Origin of the sequence: Mycoplasma sp. ATU-Cv-703, assembly GCA_004011965.1 — a bacterium.
Taxonomy (GTDB): Bacteria; Bacillota_I; Bacilli_A; order Mycoplasmatales; family Metamycoplasmataceae; genus RYZV01.
In genome coordinates, this window is record RYZV01000001.1 from 341739 (window position 1) to 360417 (window position 18679).

At 41.4% G+C, this 18679-nt stretch carries 15 protein-coding genes, 7 tRNA genes and 1 other RNA gene; 21 read left to right on the forward strand and 2 right to left on the reverse strand.

Translation table 4 applies throughout. From position 1 onward, the window contains the following. Positions 1–109: 109 nt before the first annotated feature. From dnaN to ffs, 15 genes are all read left to right on the forward strand, one after another. Positions 110–1210, forward strand: a complete 1101-nt coding sequence (dnaN, locus tag CSE00_RS01435; RefSeq protein WP_127942816.1) for a DNA polymerase III subunit beta — start codon at positions 110–112, stop codon at positions 1208–1210. 18 nt (positions 1211–1228) lie between these two features. Continuing rightward, positions 1229–2557 (forward strand): asparagine--tRNA ligase, encoded by a 1329-nt coding sequence (gene asnS / locus CSE00_RS01440; protein WP_127942817.1) that lies wholly within the window; start codon positions 1229–1231, stop codon positions 2555–2557. A gap of 45 nt (positions 2558–2602) precedes the next feature. Further along, positions 2603–2679 (forward strand) — tRNA-Pro (locus CSE00_RS01445). A 3-nt stretch (positions 2680–2682) separates the two neighbouring features. Continuing rightward, positions 2683–2759, forward strand: a tRNA-Ala gene (locus tag CSE00_RS01450). A gap of 1 nt (position 2760) precedes the next feature. Then, positions 2761–2837 (forward strand) — tRNA-Met (locus CSE00_RS01455). A gap of 17 nt (positions 2838–2854) precedes the next feature. After that, positions 2855–2931: transfer RNA gene (locus CSE00_RS01460), tRNA-Ile, on the forward strand. Continuing rightward, positions 2932–3019 (forward strand) — tRNA-Ser (locus tag CSE00_RS01465). Further along, positions 2985–3641, forward strand: coding sequence for a 5-formyltetrahydrofolate cyclo-ligase (locus CSE00_RS01470; protein WP_127942818.1), 657 nt, complete (start codon positions 2985–2987; stop codon positions 3639–3641). Before CSE00_RS01465 ends, CSE00_RS01470 begins: the two co-directional genes overlap by 35 nt. Before the next feature lie 8 nt (positions 3642–3649). Continuing rightward, positions 3650–4456, forward strand: coding sequence for a Cof-type HAD-IIB family hydrolase (locus CSE00_RS01475; protein WP_127942819.1), 807 nt, complete (start codon positions 3650–3652; stop codon positions 4454–4456). Continuing rightward, a tRNA-Thr gene (locus tag CSE00_RS01480) sits at positions 4447–4522 on the forward strand. The genes CSE00_RS01475 and CSE00_RS01480 overlap by 10 nt, the downstream gene beginning before the upstream one ends. A gap of 73 nt (positions 4523–4595) precedes the next feature. After that, positions 4596–4684: transfer RNA gene (locus CSE00_RS01485), tRNA-Ser, on the forward strand. A gap of 29 nt (positions 4685–4713) precedes the next feature. Next, a complete protein-coding gene (lysS, locus tag CSE00_RS01490; RefSeq protein ID WP_127942820.1) occupies positions 4714–6204 on the forward strand; it encodes a lysine--tRNA ligase in 1491 nt (496 codons plus the stop codon). After that, positions 6197–7024: an HAD family hydrolase gene (locus CSE00_RS01495; protein WP_127942821.1), complete on the forward strand. Its 828-nt coding sequence runs from the start codon at positions 6197–6199 to the stop codon at positions 7022–7024. Before lysS ends, CSE00_RS01495 begins: the two co-directional genes overlap by 8 nt. Positions 7025–7047: 23 nt before the next feature. Next, positions 7048–7365 carry a histidine triad protein HinT gene (gene hinT, locus CSE00_RS01500; protein WP_127942822.1) on the forward strand — a complete coding sequence of 106 codons (318 nt, stop codon included), beginning with the start codon at positions 7048–7050 and terminating at the stop codon, positions 7363–7365. Between the two features lie 44 nt (positions 7366–7409). Next, positions 7410–7498: signal recognition particle sRNA small type (ffs, locus tag CSE00_RS01505), an RNA gene on the forward strand. On the opposite strand, the gene CSE00_RS01510 is transcribed toward ffs, so the two are convergent. Then, positions 7498–9108, reverse strand: a complete 1611-nt coding sequence (locus CSE00_RS01510; RefSeq protein WP_127942823.1) for a hypothetical protein — start codon at positions 9106–9108, stop codon at positions 7498–7500. The two genes, ffs and CSE00_RS01510, sit on opposite strands and share 1 nt — an antisense overlap. Continuing rightward, positions 9101–11152, reverse strand: coding sequence for a hypothetical protein (locus tag CSE00_RS01515; protein WP_127942824.1), 2052 nt, complete (start codon positions 11150–11152; stop codon positions 9101–9103). Before CSE00_RS01515 ends, CSE00_RS01510 begins: the two co-directional genes overlap by 8 nt. 135 nt (positions 11153–11287) lie before the next feature. Here CSE00_RS01515 and CSE00_RS01520 point away from each other — a divergent pair, with 135 nt between their 5' ends. From CSE00_RS01520 to CSE00_RS01545, 6 genes are all read left to right on the forward strand, one after another. Continuing rightward, entirely contained in the window at positions 11288–12001 is a 714-nt protein-coding gene (locus CSE00_RS01520; protein WP_127942825.1) for a hypothetical protein, read from the forward strand. After that, positions 11956–12306, forward strand: coding sequence for a S1 RNA-binding domain-containing protein (locus CSE00_RS01525; RefSeq protein WP_127942826.1), 351 nt, complete (start codon positions 11956–11958; stop codon positions 12304–12306). The genes CSE00_RS01520 and CSE00_RS01525 overlap by 46 nt, the downstream gene beginning before the upstream one ends. Next, positions 12299–13582 (forward strand): glucose-6-phosphate isomerase, encoded by a 1284-nt coding sequence (locus CSE00_RS01530; protein WP_127942827.1) that lies wholly within the window; start codon positions 12299–12301, stop codon positions 13580–13582. The genes CSE00_RS01525 and CSE00_RS01530 overlap by 8 nt, the downstream gene beginning before the upstream one ends. Positions 13583–13680: 98 nt before the next feature. Beyond that, positions 13681–15780, forward strand: coding sequence for an ATP-dependent zinc metalloprotease FtsH (ftsH, locus tag CSE00_RS01535; RefSeq protein WP_127942828.1), 2100 nt, complete (start codon positions 13681–13683; stop codon positions 15778–15780). Between the two features lie 16 nt (positions 15781–15796). Next, entirely contained in the window at positions 15797–17545 is a 1749-nt protein-coding gene (locus CSE00_RS01540; RefSeq protein ID WP_127942829.1) for a DUF2779 domain-containing protein, read from the forward strand. Continuing rightward, positions 17526–18644 (forward strand): RsmD family RNA methyltransferase, encoded by a 1119-nt coding sequence (locus tag CSE00_RS01545; RefSeq protein ID WP_127942830.1) that lies wholly within the window; start codon positions 17526–17528, stop codon positions 18642–18644. Before CSE00_RS01540 ends, CSE00_RS01545 begins: the two co-directional genes overlap by 20 nt. Positions 18645–18679 lie beyond the last annotated feature (35 nt).

Here is an 18679-nt window from a genome sequence, read left to right on the forward strand (position 1 = left end):
ATCCCCTAAACTAACAGTACTAATACTAATAATTAACTAATTAACATTAACTTAACTAACTAATTTTTCGGTTTGAGTTAATTTAACTAGTAAAATTAAGTTAATTTTTATGGTAATTAAATTAGATAAACGCAAATTTGAAAAGCACTTGAATAACGTTTTGAAGGCGTTAGACAGCAATGCTCATTTAATTGCGCTCAAAGGCATTTTAATTAAGGCTCTAGACAATCAGCTTGAACTTTTAGTTTCAAACGGTAACTTATCGATTAAAGAAACAATTCCAACTGATCAATCGTTTGAAGTAATTCAAACCGGCAAAATTTTAGTCCCAGGTAAGTTGTTTGTTCAACTAATTAAAAAACACAGTTCTCCACTTGAAATGAGTGTTGAAAAAGATCAACTTGTTTTAAAATCGCAAAACTTTTTTTCAAAAAATAATTTGTTAGACGTTTCCGAGTACCCGCAAATTAGTTTTGACGTTAGTGGTCAGGAAATTGATGTGGATGCTCAAGCGCTCCGTGAAACGATTAAAAACGTTGCCTTCGTAGCTTCTAACCGCGACTCTAACATAATTTTGAACGGCGTAAATTTATCTGCCAAAGATGATCAATTAATAGTTAGTGCTACCGACACCTACCGCATCGCTCGCGAAACTATTCCAGTTCAAACTAAGCAAGATTTTAACATTACAATTCTTTCGCGTCACGTCAGAGATTTTGTGCCAGAGCACGCCCAAGGTTTAATCAGACTTTGTTTAAAAGAAAATAAAGTTTTAACTTCTTACCAAAGTACCCAAGTTTTACTCAAATTAATTGACGGTATTTATCCTAACGTTGGCAAAGTTATTCCGAATCAATTTACTTACCGTCTAGAGATTGAGACTAGCGAACTAATTAATTTAGTTGAAAAAGCGCTAGTTGTTTACAAAGAGAGTTCTAGTTTAAATTCACTTTCGTTAGTTTTAAAACCACAAGAGTTAGAAATTTTAGGCCGCGAAAATGAAATTGGTCACACCGAAGTTAAAAGTAAAAACATTACTTGAAACGGGCCTGATTTTAAAATTACTTTCAACGGAAATTATCTTAAAGAAGCTGCAAGTCGTTTTAAAGGCAAGGTGGCGCTCCACTTTCTTGAAATTGAAAAACCTTTTGTTTTAAAAGGAGAATCTAACCCCAACTTAGTTCAATTGATTCTTCCTCAACGTCAGTAAGTTGGAAAGAGCCGCGTTTTGACAATTAAAAAACTTTTAGACCAAAAAAAACCACCCTCTAAATTAGTTTTACGAGGATGGGTAGTTTCCAACCGGGGAAACAATAAAATCCGATTCTTAATCGTTAACGATGGATCAACAGTTAAAAATCTTCAGGTGGTTGCCAAAAAACAAGTTTCTGAATTAGAAGATATTAAAGCCGGTCAAGCAATTGAGATAAGCGGAAAAATTAATTTAACTCCCGACAAACCTCAACCAATCGAATTAGAACTTGAAAAATTTCAAATTTTAACCGCGGTTGATGATGATTTTCCAATCCAAAAACAACACATTAACCGCGAAACTTTGCGAAAATTACCCCACTTACGTCATCGGACCAACTTGTTTCGCGTAGTTATGTTAATTCGTTCTAAACTAGCCCAGGAAATTCACCACTTTTTTGAAAAAAACGACTTTCTCTACTTACAAAGTCCAATTATCACCAGCAACGACGGAGAAGGAGCTGGGGAAACTTTCCTGGTGGAAAGTCCGGCTCACAAAAAATTTTTTAATCGCAAAGCTAACTTGTCAGTTACGGGTCAACTTCACGCCGAAGCTTACGCGGCTGGATTTCAAAAAGTTTATACCTTCGCTCCAACTTTTCGAGCCGAACTATCACACACAACCCGACACATCGCTGAATTTTGGATGGTTGAACCCGAAGCAGCCTTTTACGATTTGGAACAAATCATTAATTTAGGAACCCAAATGTTAAAACAAGTGGTTAGCAACACTAAGCAAGCACTAAAAGATGAATTTGATTGGCTAGGCCAAAACATTTCCGCTCAGCATGTTCAAAACTTAGACCAATTAATTACCAAAGAAATTCCCACGGTTGAATATCGCGAAGCGCTGGAAAAACTTAACCACTCAAGCGATAAGTTTGGTTTGAAAAAAATTTCCTTCGGCGAAGATTTGAGCATTGAACACGAAAAAGTTCTTTGTGAACAAATTTACCATTCACCAGTTACGGTCGTTAATTACCCTAGTCAAATCAAAGCTTTTTACATGCAACTAAACAAAGACCAAAAAACGGTGGCTAATTTTGATTTGCTTGTTCCAGGGGTTGGAGAACTAATTGGCGGATCGGTTCGGGAAGCAAATTACCAAAAATTACTTAAACGTATCAAAGAACTCAAAATCGACTCCCAAGAACTAGATTGATACCTTGATTTAAGACGTTTTGGCGGCGGCAGATCAGCTGGATTTGGGCTGGGATTCGAACGTTTAGTTATGTATGTTTGCGGTCTTGATAACATTCGTGATACGATTCCTTTTCCGCGAACTCCCGGAAATTTAAGAATGTAAAAGAGCCAAGTTTTTTATCTTATAATGTTGTGGCACTTGATTATTGGAGAAGTAGCTCAACTTGGTAGAGCACTTGGTTTGGGACCAAAAGGTTGCAGGTTCAAATCCTGTCTTCTTCACCATATGGGGGGTTAGCTCAATTGGCTAGAGCACCTGATTTGCACTCAGGAGGTTGTGGGTTCAAGTCCCATACCCTCCACCATGGCTCTGTAGCTCAATTGGTTAGAGCGCACGGTTCATACCCGTGAGGTTGTGAGTTCGATTCTCACCTGAGCCACCAAATGGTCACCATTTTTCGGACCTATAGCTCAATTGGTTAGAGCAACCGACTCATAATCGGTTGGTCACAGGTTCGAATCCTGTTGGGTCCACCAGGGCAGATGGCCGAGCGGTTGAAGGCGCCTGTCTTGAAAACAGATGTACAGAAATGTACCCAGGGTTCGAATCCCTGTCTGCCCGCCATACCACGACCAACGTGCCCGAAATAGCCTGTCTACCGCCGGGCATTTTTGCTTTTAAAATGAAAAAAGAAGCCATTCGTCAGCAAGTTTTTCAAAAAATTAAGCGACTTAATTCCGACGTTAAAATCGCTAACGAAAGAAAAATTTTTCAGCAAGTTATTGACCATCCTTGGGTTAAAAACGCCCGTGTGATCGGTCTTTATTTTCCGGTTGAATTTGAGGTTAACACTAAAGCGCTTATTTACAAACTTATGCAAACAGGCAAAGAAGTTTGTTTGCCGCGAGTTGATCGTAATTTGGGGATGTCAATGCGACTAATTAATTCGATTCACTTTCCGTTTGAAAAGTACCGTCAAACTCGCCAACCAAAGTCGGATTCGACGATTGTTTTGGCTAAAGATATTGACGTCATTATTTTGCCCGGACTGGCTTTTGACCGTTTTTTAACTCGGCTTGGTTTTGGGGGCGGACACTACGACCGCTACCTTAGTCAAAACCAGGACCTAAAAAAAATCATGCTTGCTTTTGAGGCGCAGCGATTTGACGCGCTTCCCTGCGAAAATCACGATGTTAAAGTTGACGTGGTAATTACCGAAAAACAAAGCTATTTGTCTCCGGTATAATCTCAACCATGAAAGGCGTTTTTTTCTCTGACATTGACAACACAATTTACGATTTTCGTCAGGAAATTCACCCCCAAACTGTTTGTGATGTGAATTGAGCTGCCAAGCAAGGTGTTATGTTGGTGTTAGCAACTGGCAACGGTTTAACTAACAACGTGAAGATTTTGGTCAAAAAGTTTAAAACACCCTACTCAATTTTGCTCAACGGATCTTTAATTTACGATTGGAAAAACAAGCGGACCATTTACAAAAAAACAATTCCTGATGAGATCGCTAGTTCGGTAATAAATTTGGCGGTCGCTCACCAAGTGAGCGTGCAGTGATGGGAAGAAAATTCGTTTTATTTTTCACAAGGATCCGACCCGCTCCGAGTTGCTAAAACACGTCGGTTTCTTCAAAATTCACCGATTAACTTCGCCAACCAGCCAAATGGCGCAGTTTTAAAAATTGAGTTAATTGCCGATCCAGCTAAGATAGACCAGGTTTACAAGTTGATTGCGGAGTGACCGGTTAAGTTAGTTAGAATGTTGCCGCGACGAGTGGAAATTGTTGCTCAAAACGTGACAAAAGCGAGCGCGATTAAGTGGTTTTGTCAAAATTTTAATGTTTCACTCGGTAAAATAGGTGTGATTGGCGATTCACCGAACGACTTAGAAATGCTGAGCCTAAGCCAAAAATCCTACGCCGTGGCTAATGCTCAGCCTGAAATCCAAAAAATCGCCAGTCTGATCGTAGCCGACTCTTTGAGTAACGGGGTCGGTCAAGCCTTAAGACATTTTGTTGAAAAAACTGTTTCTGCACCCGAGCCGTCTTAGCTCAATCGGTAGAGCACTTCCATGGTAAGGAAGGGGTAGCTGGTTCGATTCCAGTAGTCGGCACCATATCTTTAAAAAGATCAAACCACCTCCAAGGGGTGGTTAGTTTATAAACGATGTTATGATTTTGATATTAGTCGGATAGTTACTCAAGTGGTTAAGAGGCAGCATTGGAAATGCTGTAGGAGTTTAAAACTCGCGAGGGTTCGAATCCCTCACTATCCGCCATTTCGCACTGAGCGACTAACCGAGGTTTCATGCAAATAACTACTAAATCTCACAGTTCCATTAATGAGTTAGAGCAAGTTCGTCTAGACAAATGCGCTAAACTTAGGCAACTGGGAATTAACCCTTACCACAAAAGCTTACCCGTTAAAGACAACCACAAAAGTTTGCTTAAAAAATACCAACACTTAAGTCAAGAGGAGTTAAAAAGTCGTGCCATTTTAACGAGCGTGGCCGGACGTATTACCTCTATGCGTGGGCCTTTTTTTAACTTAAACGAAAAAAATCAGGCTGTCCAAATTTACTTAGCTAAAGATTTAGAGGGCGTTCAAAACGTGGCTAAACTGCTGGATTTGGGCGACATTATTTGGGTTAAGGGAACAGTTATGAAAACCGGGATTGGACAAATCGCCATTCGCGTGTTGGAAATAAAAGTTTTGACTAAAACGCTAAGACCGATGCCCGAAAAATGAAAAGGCTTAACTAACGTAGAAGAGCGTTACCGACACCGCTACTTAGACTTGATGAGTAACCAAGAAGTCAAAAACATTTTTTGAACCCGCAGCCGTCTGATTTCTTGGCTCAGAAACTACCTTGACAAACAAGACTATCTAGAAGTTGAAACACCAATTTTACAATCGGTTTTAGGTGGAGCTGCTGCGCGACCTTTTTCCACCTACCACAACACTCTTCACCAATCTTTTTACTTGCGGATCGCCACAGAGTTGCCACTTAAAAAACTTTTGGTCGGCGGTTTTGAAAGAGTTTACGAAATTGGGCGACTTTTCCGCAACGAAGGAATTGACACTAGCCATAACCCTGAATTTACTTCGGTTGAGTTTTACCAGGCTTACTCCGACTTAGAGGGGATGATGAGTCAAACCGAAAAGTTGTTCAAGTTTTTGGCGTCCCAACTTAAACGCGATAAATTCCGTTTCCGTGAGCACTTAATTGATTTGAACAAGCCGTTTAAGCGTTTAAAAATGGTTGACGCGGTTAGCAAGGCAACGGGCGTTAATTTTGACGGGATCAGTTTTGAAAAAGCACGTCAGGTCGCCCAAAACCACAAACTTAAAATTTTGCCTTACTTTAAAACGGGCCACATTATTAATGAGTTATTTGAACTTTTAGTTGAACCGACTTTGATTCAGCCGACCTTCGTGACTAATTACCCGGTTGAGATTTCGCCGCTCGCTGCTGATTGTAAGCAAGAGCCGGGTTTTGTGGAAAGAGCCGAACTTTTCATCGCCAGCAAAGAATTCGCTAACATGTTCACGGAATTAAACGATCCTACCGAGCAGTTAGCTCGGTTTGAAAAGCAGTTGGAAGAGCGTCAGGCGGGCAACGAAGAAGCTAATGAAATCGATTTTGATTTTATTAACGCACTTAAACACGGCATGCCTCCGGCGGGAGGTTGCGGAATTGGCATCGATCGCTTGGTAATGCTTTTCACCGAACAAGATTCGATTCGGCAAGTTTTACTATTTCCTCACCTGAGAATTAAGGGTCAGCAAGATGCGTAAATACTTTGTTTTTGACATTGACGGCACGCTTTTAAACAGTCAGCGTGAAATTAACGTTTCAACCGTTAAAGCGCTTGTCAAAGCCCGGGAAAAAGGCCACAAAATCGTTTTTTGTTCGGGTCGTCCTTACGCTAACTTAAGAAACCTTTTTTCTCAGCGAAAATTAGTTGATTATTTAGTTTGCAATAACGGTAGTTACATTTACGACGTTGATCAACAAAAGTTTTACTTCAAAAAAAGTTTACCTGCCCAAGTCGTCCGAGAGGCTTTGGAAATAGCTGGTCCGCGTTGTCCGCTCGTAACGTTGCACACTAACAAAGCGCCGTACCGCGGGATTGTTTGCGCACAGCCACTTAGACCCCCTTGGTTTGAACGAGTTTTCCAAGTTGAAAAGGCTGTTTTTCAAAGTAATTACGAACTTAACCAAAACGACCTTTTAACCAAAGCCGAGCAGGAAAAAGTCATGCAAGTCGCTTTTCGGCTAGACGAGCATAACGCCGAAAAATTAGCCAAAGAGTTAGGAGCCCATTTAAGTCAGCAAGCTAGCATTGCGATCGCTAACCAAACTTACGTTGATCTTAACCCTCCGGGCGTCAATAAAAAAACCGGTTTAGATGATTTGTGCGCTTTAGTTGGTTGTCAAGTGGAAAAAATGATCGCTTTTGGTGATTCAGATAACGACTTAGAAATGCTCCAAGCAGTTAATAATTCTTTTGCTATGTCAAACGGCACTACGCGCGCCAAAGCGATTGCTAAAACAATCATCGGTGACAACGATTCAGATGCAATTGCCACCAAAATCCTAGAAATTATTGGATAATAAGTTCTAAGAAAGGAAGTCAAATGACGCTGTTTGAAAAAATTATTCGTAAAGAAGTTAAGGCCAAAATAATTTATGAGGATAATCATGTGATGGCTTTTAAGGACATTCGACCAGCTCGTCCCGGACACTTTTTAGTTGTACCCAAAAAATTCTCAACCAACTTAATTGACATCGGCTCCAAAGATTACCAGTATTTAATGGATAAAGCTCGTCAACTGGCTCTTGAGACCATTAAAAGTATGCGGGTTTCAGGTTTTAATTTGATTGTTAATAACGGACAGCCAGCCGGACAAGAAATTATGTACACTCACGTGCACATAATTCCATCTTTAATTTAACTCACCCAACGCAACTAAGACATTTTAAAGTTTTGCTATCATTTTTTTGCCACCGGAATTTGTGGGCTCAGAACCTGGTCAGGACGGAAACGTAGCAGCCATAATGAGCAGCAAGTGTTCGGTGGTGTTTTATTAATCCTTGTCGTCTTGGATGTAACTCAGACCTCTATCAATTAGGCGTTTTCTTAAAAATTCGTTGTTAACGACAATTTTGATATTTCGACCGCCCTTTTCTTCCTTGTCAGAAAAGTATCGTAAAGCTTCGGTGTAGAGAGTGTCGTCTTGCGAATATAGCATTCAAGCGGCTTGGTCTTCTAGTCCTTGGAAAATCGATCCTTTGAGAGTAATTTTCTCTTCTCTTCAAATTGGCATGATGCCCAGCATCTGGGTTAGTTGGAAGGAAGTTTCCTTTTTAGACAAAAACTCAATGTCTTTCGTCACTAGGTCGCTCTCTTGCAAAAAACCGTACCAGTAATCGGAACTAGTTGCTTTCTTAAACCAACTCAAGCTACCAAACCGCAATTTTCCCCGTCCAGAATCTTGCTTAGAAATACCTTTGTAAGCGAAGAAGTTGTTCAGGTTAAGGTTAATTTTTTCCTTCGGAACTTCATCGTCTTCGGCTCGGTATTTAAGCAAACGAGCAGCAAAACTTTCCAAATCAGAACCGCTGTCATTCTCGTCTGGCTGGTCAACTGGATTGTCTTCTTCAGTTGGTTCCCTATCTTCAACAACAGGCTCTGGCTCTTTATCTTCAACGACAGGTTCTGGTTCTTTGTTTCCGTTATCACCTGGCTCTTGCTCGGGTTTTTCAACTTCAGCCACGAAACTCGTCAAGTTGAAAATTTGAGTTGGTAATTTTTTATTTCTTTCGCTTCAAGACATTAATTTTTGGAGAGCTTCGTCGCCTTCTGCACCCGGAATAAATTCTTTAACAGCGTCACTTAAATAGGGGTATTTATTTTCACCGAGTTTGTCCTGGATGTAAAAATTGGACTTTTCGGAGTCAAGTTTAATTTCCCATTTGAAAAACAGTTGTTTGTTTAGTAAGTTTTTAGTTAGGAGAAAGTTCACGCCCGGATCAATTTCTTTCTCAATTGCGCGGAATTTGTACTCTTTTTCGCTGGTGTCTTCATCGTCTTCGTGTTGCTTGCGGTAAAGAGTTTCAAACTCTTGACGTGTTAGTTTTTGGTATTCTGACACGATTAAATGTTTGTAAATTGTGTTAGCAAAACCAATTGCCAACTCTGACATCAAAATTTGACTAATTCTTTCAATTCGAGTTTGGTCAGAGCCTTCTAGGTAAGTTTGCTCAAAAAAGTCGTTTTCGTAACCATTCAAATACTGGCGTAAAAAACCGATCTTGGTCAAGTTATTGATGTTATCCTCGGTCGTGTTATAAACGGCTTGACCCTCTTGGTCAGTTATTTTGAGAAGTTGCGATCCTAACGAATTTAAGTAGTCGGCGTTATTTGTTAACTGCTGGGACAAATAGAACTTAATCAAACGTTTGATAGTGGCATTTTGTCAAGGCGATTCATGGTTAATTTGCAAACCTTGGATGTCGGTGACTTTTTGGAACCAAAGTTTTTCTAAGTAATTAAGACCCTCTTTGGAGGTGAATTTTCTGAGCAGCTCGGAATCCTCGTCGCTCAACTCAGCTGCGCAAGCTAGCAAAGAGCCAAGCGGCATTACCGGCACTATGCTGCCAAGCGCCAATTTTCAAAGTTTTCGGTTTTTAAGCATCATTTTCCTCTCGAGTCGGTAAGATAGTTTCTTTGATGAGAACATTATAAACTTCCTCAGGACGCAAGGTAGGGTCGATCGTTCTAAGTTCTTTGTCGATCGAATCGATGTAAAACTCTTTCACTTTTTTGCCTAGGGCGTTATTAGCTGATTCCCAAGAGTTTGCGTTTTTCATTGATCCGACTAGTCTAACGATGTCGTTTCAGTTAATTTCTTTGTCTTGCTCAAGCACAAAGTTTTTAAGAGCATCACCTTGGTTATACTCGCGGATGATAAAGTCAATCCGAAAATGCTGGGTGAAGTGATTGTTGAAAAGGTTAGACCAGTTTGTTTCCGCTTTGTTAACTTCTTGATCTTGAGCAACTTGGGTTAGATCACGTTCAATCTCAGCTTTTATTTTAGCCGGCTCGTCAAAACTAGTCACTTTAACAGCGTGAACACCGTTTTTAGAGATTACTACGTGGGAACCTTCACCAGCGGGGTAATAAAGTTCCAGTCCATCTTTTTCTGGGTCAAAAGTATCTCGAAAACTTTTCCCAAAAATTCGTTGGGTGTCGGCATCCCCTAAGTTGTTCAGCGCTTCAACCAAATCTTTTTGGTTAGTTGGCTGGTCATCTTTCCAAGCTTCTTGGGCACCTTTTTCGATGTTTTCAACTAAATCTTGGAGGTAGTTTTTGCCATTGCGCGGGTCATCACTTGGTAGTTCGGGCGAATTAAGAATCGCCAAAATTCCGAAAGAAAAACCAGGCACCATTTCTTTTACATAGTCGGTAACAGTTCTTATGCCCAGCGATCCGTACTTGGTTTTTCCTGAGTCGTCGTTTGAGAAAAAGTCAATAAAGATGGCGGTGTCTTTTTCAACTTCTTCCTGGTTAGATTCTTCTGACTCTCCAGAACCAGTTGCAAAAAGGTTCGGAACCAACTCTAGAACGCGACGTTCACCGCGGTCAAAAAATGAAAGCAAGTTTTTGACGACATTTTTATCTTTTTCAAAAGTCCAAGGTAGCGATGAACCAGAATTGTTTTGTTTGGCCGCGATAAGAGCGTGGTTAACTTTGATTAAATTTTGACTAAGAACTTCTCGGATAAGAGCGTCTTCTGACTGCTGCCCTTCGGATGAGAAGTTAATTGCTAAACGACTAGGGATACGTGAGTTTGTGCCGGTAAAGTAGACTTTTTCCTTTTTACGTGTGTCCTCAACTTCTTCCAAAGGAGGAGCCTCTGTCTCATCGTATTTTTTCTCAACGGCATCTTTGAGGAAACTGAAAATTGGTTGTCCGTCAACTTGGGCTCTTTTTTGTTCGTAAGTGTAATCGCTGTTGATTTTAAATTTGAATTGTGCGAAAGAGTTCTCGCTGATTTCTTTGTGAGTTAAATAGTCAACTGCTTCTTTGTCGGTGGCGGCGTTATTGTACAGCCTTCTTCTTTCATCTGGTCAAGCGTTAAGTCCCTCTTGGCGAGTTGAGAATTTGCTGACGTAATTTTCTTTGCTGTCGTTATAAACCGTCTCTCTTTTTTGACGAACTTTTTCCAGCGGTAGAAGTACTTTAGGATACTCGCTCGCAAAACGATCACGTTCGTAATCCAATCCTTCAGCAGCACCAATTTCTCTGTTTAAAGCACTTAGTTTGTCCTCAATTTTGCGAATGTCATCTTGGTAACCTCGGATCCGCTCTTCAATCACACTTTGCTTTTCCTCAACTTTTTCTTTTTCGGCCTCAATTTTAAGTTTTAGTTCGTAGATGTCCCAGTTAAAGTGTTGTTTTTGAAGTTCAAGCGAACCTTTTTGCTCAAAGTCGTAAAGGTAAAAAGCAACTTGGTAATCAAATTTATCCAGTTGAATTTTCTCTTGTTGACCTTGCTTGTTAAGCGTCTGCTCAACTGTCTCTCCCAGCACGTCATCGTAAAGTTTATCTTTTGATTGGTAATTAAACTCAGGCTGGCTATAAATTGAAACAAGCGGTACAGCAATTGACGCAACCACGCCGGCCACGATGATGGTGGACGAGCCGATGATGATAGCTTTTTTAGTCCTTTTTTTCATATGTTTAATCTTCCTTTACTGGTGGGCTATCTTAGGTTGCTTAATTATAACAAGGACCGCTCATAATCGTGAGTTGCTGCGGCCAACATTTTTAACCTAATTTACTGCCCAGACATTATAATTTTATCGTTTCAAATGCGCAAAACAACCCAAGCACAAATTGACTTGATCAAACATTTTGCTAATCTTTGTCAGAAGAACCAAGTTTGGTACGTTTTAGACGGCGCAAGTTTGCTCAGCGCCCATCGCCACGGCGGTTTTTCTCTCTTAAGCTCGCACTTAGAGGTTCTAATGAGCGTGGAAAGTTACCGCCAATTGGCAAAAATTGCTCCGCAGCAGGTGGTTGACTCCTTTATAGACCCGCGTTACAAACAGCTCGGAGCTAGTTATGTTTGGGATCGGAAAAATTGACTTAAGCAAAGTCAGCACATAAAAATTAGAATTTTGGTGCCCAGCACAACCGAAAAAGTTAAACGGTTTCGTTCTTGAAAAAACTTTTGACTGAAAAAAAGGTTTTCCTACGCCGATAACTTATGAAGTGCGATTGAAGAGTTACACGACCACCAACCCAGCGGTTTTTACTTGCTTGGCCAACGAGGAGAGTCAGTTAAGCGTTCGTGAATAGTGCACTTTGACCCGCAGACGGTTGAAGTCAGTTTTCACCAAATGAAACTTCCTTGCGCTAGAAATTATCCTTACTTACTTGAGCGCTTTTTTGGATCAGATTGGCAAACTAACCAGAAATTTAAAAACGGGTACCACTACCTAACGCCGCTCAAGAGGAAAAGAATTAAAGAAGATATATGAAACAAACAACCGAAACAGAAATTAGAGCCCACAGTATCGTAACCGGGAAAGTCACTAGTTTGTGGAAGACTTACCTAGAAGTGGAGTTAACCGACGGATGCCGGGGACTGCTGCACATTTCGCAAGTTTCTGACTACTACGTTTACCGCTTAGACAAGATGTTTAAGGTCGGTAATGAATACGATTTTTACGTTTTAGGAGTTGACCCCAAGAGTCAAAAACTGGCTTTGTCATGAAAAAAAATTGTGCCCGTCTTTTTGCGCAATCCATTTGAGTTCAAAATAGCTCCCACGCGCCACGGTTTTAGCAATTTAAAAAAGTTTGTCCGAGGTCTAATCAATGATTAAGTTAGATTTATCCCAGAGCGGCGTTTTAGACGCTTTGCCTAGTTACCACAAAAAAGTGGCTGTTTTAGCTCAGAGGATGGAGACCCACCAAGTTAAGGGCGACGAATTTTTGGGTTGGAAAGACTTGCCCAATAAGTTTAAAAAAACCGAGTTTCAAACGATTAAAAATATCGTCAAGAGTCTCAAGAATGAGGGCGTTAATGTTTTAGTGCTTGTCGGGATTGGCGGCTCTTTTGCCGGCGCCAAGGCCGGTTTAGAAATGATGCTGGGAACCATGTCGCTAACAGCCGATATGGAAGTTATTTTTATCGGCGAATCGCTCAGCTCTACCGATTTAGCCCAAAAGTTAGCTTATCTTGAAGATAAGAATTTTGCCATTAACGTCATTTCTAAGTCGGGTCAAACGCTTGAACCGGCTGTCGCATTTAAAATCGTGCGTAAATTGCTCGAAAGCAAAGTTGGCCACTTTAACGCCCACAAGTACATTATCGCCACCACTGATGCCAACCGCGGTCACTTAATTGAAATGGCGCGCGAAAACTCTTGGCAAACGCTAGTAATTCCCGACCAAATCGGAGGTCGATTCTCGGTTTTAACCGCGGTCGGACTTTTCCCGCTAGCTTGCGCGGGAATTGACATTGATCTAATCGCCAAAGGTGCTCGAAAAGGTTACAAACTTTACCGTTCAACTAGTCTGGAGCAAAACGATGCTTACAAATACGCCGTGGCGCGCCACATTTTGGCTAAGAAATACCCGGTTGAACTGATGGTTCAATACGAACCACAAATGCGAGCTTTTTCAGAGTGGTGAAAGCAGCTAGCTGGCGAATCAGAGGGCAAAAACGGTAAAGGCGTTTTCCCTGCTTCGGCAGTTTTCTCGACCGACTTACATTCGCTTGGTCAGTTTATCCAAAGCGGCTCACGAGTGTTATTTGAGACGATGCTAGTCGTGGAAAACCCTCTGCTTGATTTAAAAATGTTTAACGATCCGCGTAATGCCGACCGTCTTAATTACGTGGCTAATTTAACGCTCAACCAAATTAATCAAGTCGTTTACCGAGCCACTTCGGAAGCCCATTTTAACGTCGGTAAAGTGCCAATTATCACGATTAAAATTAAGTCTTTCCAGCCGGAAGTTTTTGGTCAGTTAGTTTACTTTTTTCAAAGAGCGATCGCTATGAGCGCTTATTTAAACGACGTTAATCCTTTTGACCAACCGGGCGTAGAAATTTACAAGCAAAACATTCGCAAACTGCTTCAGAAAATCGACCAATAGATTGTTTAAACTCATTTTGGTTATAATTACTTAACTTTATTGACCGTCTATAAAAGTTAACCTTCGCCGCTCAATTAAGTTCTAAGGAGTAAGCATCGATGGCTCATCACCAACCTGGTCAACCAACTTCGGGCAATCCCAAGAAATTTAACTGGTCGTCTTTCATCGTTTCGACGCTTTTGATTGTCGGACTAGTCGTTTTAGCTTGGTGGTTATTTTTTGGGTTTGGCAGTCGCAAAAACGCCAAAGACGTGACTACCTTTAGCCAGAGGGTGACCATAAACGCCGAGAATACTAGTGACAAAAATTACTTTGAGCGAGTAGAGTTTAATCGCTATAACCACCAAATTTACGTAATTGAAGTGGTTGATAACAAGAAGGAAGACTATGTTGTTTCGGCCGACCCGATTTTAATGAACGACTACCTTAAAGAAGGTATTCTTTCAGAATTGTTGGGAGACGCGGTCAAAGGGTCTCCTAACGAAGTCAAAATCATTAGTGCGGGTCCGCCAACCGAAAATAGATTTGTCAGCGCCCTATTTACCTTGCTGCCCGCTTTACTTCTGATCGGATTTTTTGTTTGAATGATGCGCAAAAGCGGAGGCATTACCGATTCAATTATGTCGCCCGGCAAAAGTCAAGCTAAAAAGATTATTAGTAAAAAGCGTTTTAGCGACGTAGCTGGTCAAGAGGAGGCCAAGGAAGAAATTGTTGAAGTGGTTGATTTTCTCAAGCATCCTCAGAAGTACCGCGCAGCAGGAGCGCGCGTCCCAAAAGGTATTCTTTTTGGAGGTCCGCCTGGAACCGGTAAAACCTTGCTAGCCAAAGCAACTGCCGGTGAAGCCGGCGTACCGTTTTTCTTCATTTCCGGTTCTAACTTCGTGGAAATGTTTGCTGGTCTAGGCGCTAAGCGCGTGCGTGAAATGTTCAAAGAGTCGCGCAAAGCTGCCCCAGCGATACTTTTCATTGACGAGTTAGATGCGATTGGTCGTAAGCGAGGCTCATCCCTAAGTGGTAACGACGAGCGCGAGCAAACACTGAACCAAATTTTGGTTGAGATGGACGGAATGGAAGAAAACGCTGGTCTTTTAATTATCGCCGCTACTAATCGTCCCGACGTGTTAGATCCGGCTCTTCTTCGACCTGGTCGGTTTGACCGCACAATTACCGTCAACAACCCAGATGTGAAAGAACGGGAAGCGATTTTAAGTCTCCACGCCAAAGGTAAACGAATCGCTAGCAACGTTAGTTTTAAAAGCATCGCCAAACGTACGCCAGGTTACTCGGGTGCTCAACTGGAAAACATCATTAACGAAGCGGCGTTACTATCGGTTCGCGAGAACACCAACATTATTACGCTTGAACAAATTGATGAGGCGATTGACAGGGTGGCAGCCGGGCCAGCCAAAAAGCACCGCGTGATTACTCCCAAAGAATTGCGCATGATTGCTTACCACGAAGCGGGTCACGCCGTGATTGGTTTGAAAGTTGCTTCGGCCGAAAAAGTTCAAAAGATTACCATTATTCCCCGTGGTCACGCCGGCGGTTACACTTTGATGACACCGCGGGAAGAAAAGTACAACTACTCTAAATCAGAACTTGAAGCTAAAATCATATCTTTCATGGGTGGTCGTGCCGCGGAACAAATCATGTATGGGATGGGCGAAGTTTCCACCGGCGCTTCTAACGACATTGAAAAGGCAACTGGCATCGCCCGTGCGATGGTTACCCAGTACGGTATGTCTGATTTGGGACCAATTGCTTACGAACGAGATTACGGTCCGCAGTACCTAGGGCAAGATTACCGCGCTCGCGAATATTCAGACGCTTTGGCTGAACGGATTGATGAAGCGGTTCGTAAATTAATTATGCTAGCCGAGCAGAAAGCTATCGCGACTTTAAAAGTTAACCGCGATTTACTAGACTTGATTGCTGAGGAACTTTTGGAAAAAGAAACGATTGTTTCGGAAGAAATTGAGTACATTCACAAGTTTAAGAAGCGACCACCCCACAAAATCAAGCCGGCTAAAATTTTAGAGTCGGACAAAAGCCTTGAGGAAATCATTAAGGAAATTGACGCGAAAGTCGCTAGCAAGAAAGAGCCAAAGACCACTAAGATCGCTAAAACCACCCAAAAGAAAAAAGAACCATCTTCTAAAAAAGACAAGCGTTTTGCCAAAAAATCCTCTAAAAAGTAAGAAAAATGATCCATAGATGAGCCATCCAATCACTTCCATTCATTTCAAACGACTAATTTCTTCCCAACCTTACTTAGTTTGAAACCCGCTTCCCCAGACAGAAGTTTTACCAAGCGAAGAATTTAATTTTGACGAAGACTCTTTCCTTGATAACGATTTAAGTTTTGGCGAAGCGGTTTTTGCTCGTGCACACCAAATTTTAATGAGCAAATTTTTGGCGCATTTAATCGAAAATTACCCTGGATTTCAAGTGGTAAGTGCTGGCGAAAGTCAAAAAAAAATTAACCAAACTAACAAATACTACCAAGATCCCGAGGTTGAGTTTATTTACAACCCGGTTTGAAGTTTTGACTACCAAAACTACCAAGTTTTGGCTAACCCAATTTTTTATGACAAAAAAACTGCCACCGTCGCTTTTATCAAATTGTCAACTTCAACCAAGCGCAGCGACTTGTACAAAATTTATTTTGATGTCCAAGTTATGCTCAAACTAAATATTCCGATCAAGGACGTTGTGCTTTACATCGTGGCCAGCAAAAACTACCGCCGTGGCGAAGTAGATTTTTTTAAAACAACCACAATCAACCTCAACAAAAGTTCGCCCAAAGCTAGCATCGCCTCGGAAACAGATTTTTTTAATTTACAGCGTGCTAAAGTTAGTCGCGCTAAGGGGCCAAACCCAACTTTGTACGAGTTTTTAATCGAAAACAGACCGGCGGAATTTGAATTTGCTAGTTTCAACTTTTATTTGGATCAAATTATAAGCGCCGCCGCGCAGAAAACTTTGTTGCCCTTCCGACCGTGTTACTTTGGCAAACAGCTTTGCTACTGCACGCACTGGAAAGAAGTGGTTCAGCTAACTGCTAACCCTGTTTTTCACAATTGAAACAACCGCATAATTGTCAAGAAGTTTTTTCATGAACACTTATCGCTCGGCGATATCGCTCACGAGAGTTTGGTTGTTCGCAAAATTCTTAAAGCTAACGGACCGCTATTTTTTGAGAACGTTTTAACAACTCAAATAGTTAACAAAATCCGCCTAGTCAAAGAGAGAAAAGTCGTTTGGTACGACTTTGAAGCTTACACTTTGCCCGTTGCCCCGCTTGATCACTACTTACCCTTCACCCAAGTGGTTTACCAGATTTCATTGATTAAAACCGATCAAGAAAGAGAGGTTGAGCGCCACAATCACGTTTTTGATCCGCGCTACCTTACAATTGAGGACTTTGTCAAAATCATCCAAGCTATTTACGATCCCTCGGCCGACGTTTACGTAGTTTATAACGCTTCCTACGAACACTCTCGTTTGAACGAAATGTTGCTGAGGTTAAAAATTAAAAACCACCCCAGTTACCACTCGGTTAGTCAGATGGTTAAACAAATTCAAGAAAAATGCCTTGATTTAGCTAAATTTTTCCAAGTTAACAGTTACCGGTATTTGCCGCCGATTTTAATTCCTGAACTAAGAGGCAAATCTTCAATCAAAACTTTAGAGCATTACATTCACGCTCACCACCCTGATCTTCCCTACCGAATTGTTAATTACCAAAGTTTAAACATTAAAAACGGAATGCAAGCTATGGACGTGGCTTGCCAGCGCGCACTCGGGATAATCGGTGACCGCGAGTGAGACCAAAAAGTTGAGGATCTTAAAAACTATTGCCAAAACGATGTTCAAGCCATGATTCTAGTTTATTACTTAATCAAAAAACTACTGCCCAAACGAATTTTAGAAAACCAAGCCCATGAGTTCCAAAAAATTTAAGAATAAATTTCCCCGCCGTTTTTGCCCAGTTCAGTTTTTAACTTGCCAAGGCTTAACTCGCGAAGGACTAGGGATTGTCAAGTGAAACGGCAAGATTTTTTGGATTGAGCAACTTTTGCCCGGCGAAAAAGCGCGGGTAGTCATTTTTTACCAGTTTAAAAAACACGGTTATGGGCGTGCGGTCAAACTTTTAAATTGCTCGCTTGACCGAGCTTTGCCACTTGATCATCCGAAGACTAAACTGGGTGTATACCACTTAGCGCATTTAAATTCGCAGGCTCAAGATCGTTTTAAACAAAGTCAACTTGAAAGCGTTTTCGGCACTAAGTTAGCACCCATTATCGTTGGCAAGAGAACTTACTACCGCAACAAAGTTGTTTTGTCGCACGGTGGTTTTAAAGCGCCCGGACGGTACCGTCGACAAATTTTTAAACCCGACCAAACCAGTTTTGATTTGATGGCGATTGATTTCGGTGCTTACCCAGAGCATTATCCAAAGTACATCATTAGAAGACTTGAAGAGGAAATTGCCGGTCCGCCTGGCACCAAACTCGCTACTTACGACGCTTTCTTAGGCAAAAAATTCCGGGTAACGCTTGATTCTTTTTACCAAGTAAACAAAGAGATGGCGACCAAGGCCTACGAGATGATGCAAAGTTTTGTTTCGGCTGAGGCGGTAGTTTTTGATCTTTACAGCGGACTAGCTACAATCGCGATTTGTTTGTCAGACCGCGTGCGATCGGTTTACGCGGTTGAAGTTAACAAAGTGTGTTGTCAAGACGCAAAAGCAAACTTAGCAATTAACCAAGTTAAAAACGTGACCTTAATTTGCCAGGATGTCACTCAGTGGATCACCCACACTAAAATAAAGCCCGATGTGATCGTAGTTGATCCGCCCCGGGCCGGACTAACTCCGGCGGTTTGCCGGGCTATCAACGCCAGCAAGGCGCGACGAATAATTTACTTATCTTGTCAAATTGAAACACAAAAAAGGGACATTGACCTTTTGACTAATTACCAAGTAGTTTTTAATCAAGCCTTTGATTTTTTTCCGCAAACTTACCACATTGAAAATTTGGTTGTTTTAGACATCTGTTAGGGGCCTAAACGCCGCATTTATAAATGGTAGAATTA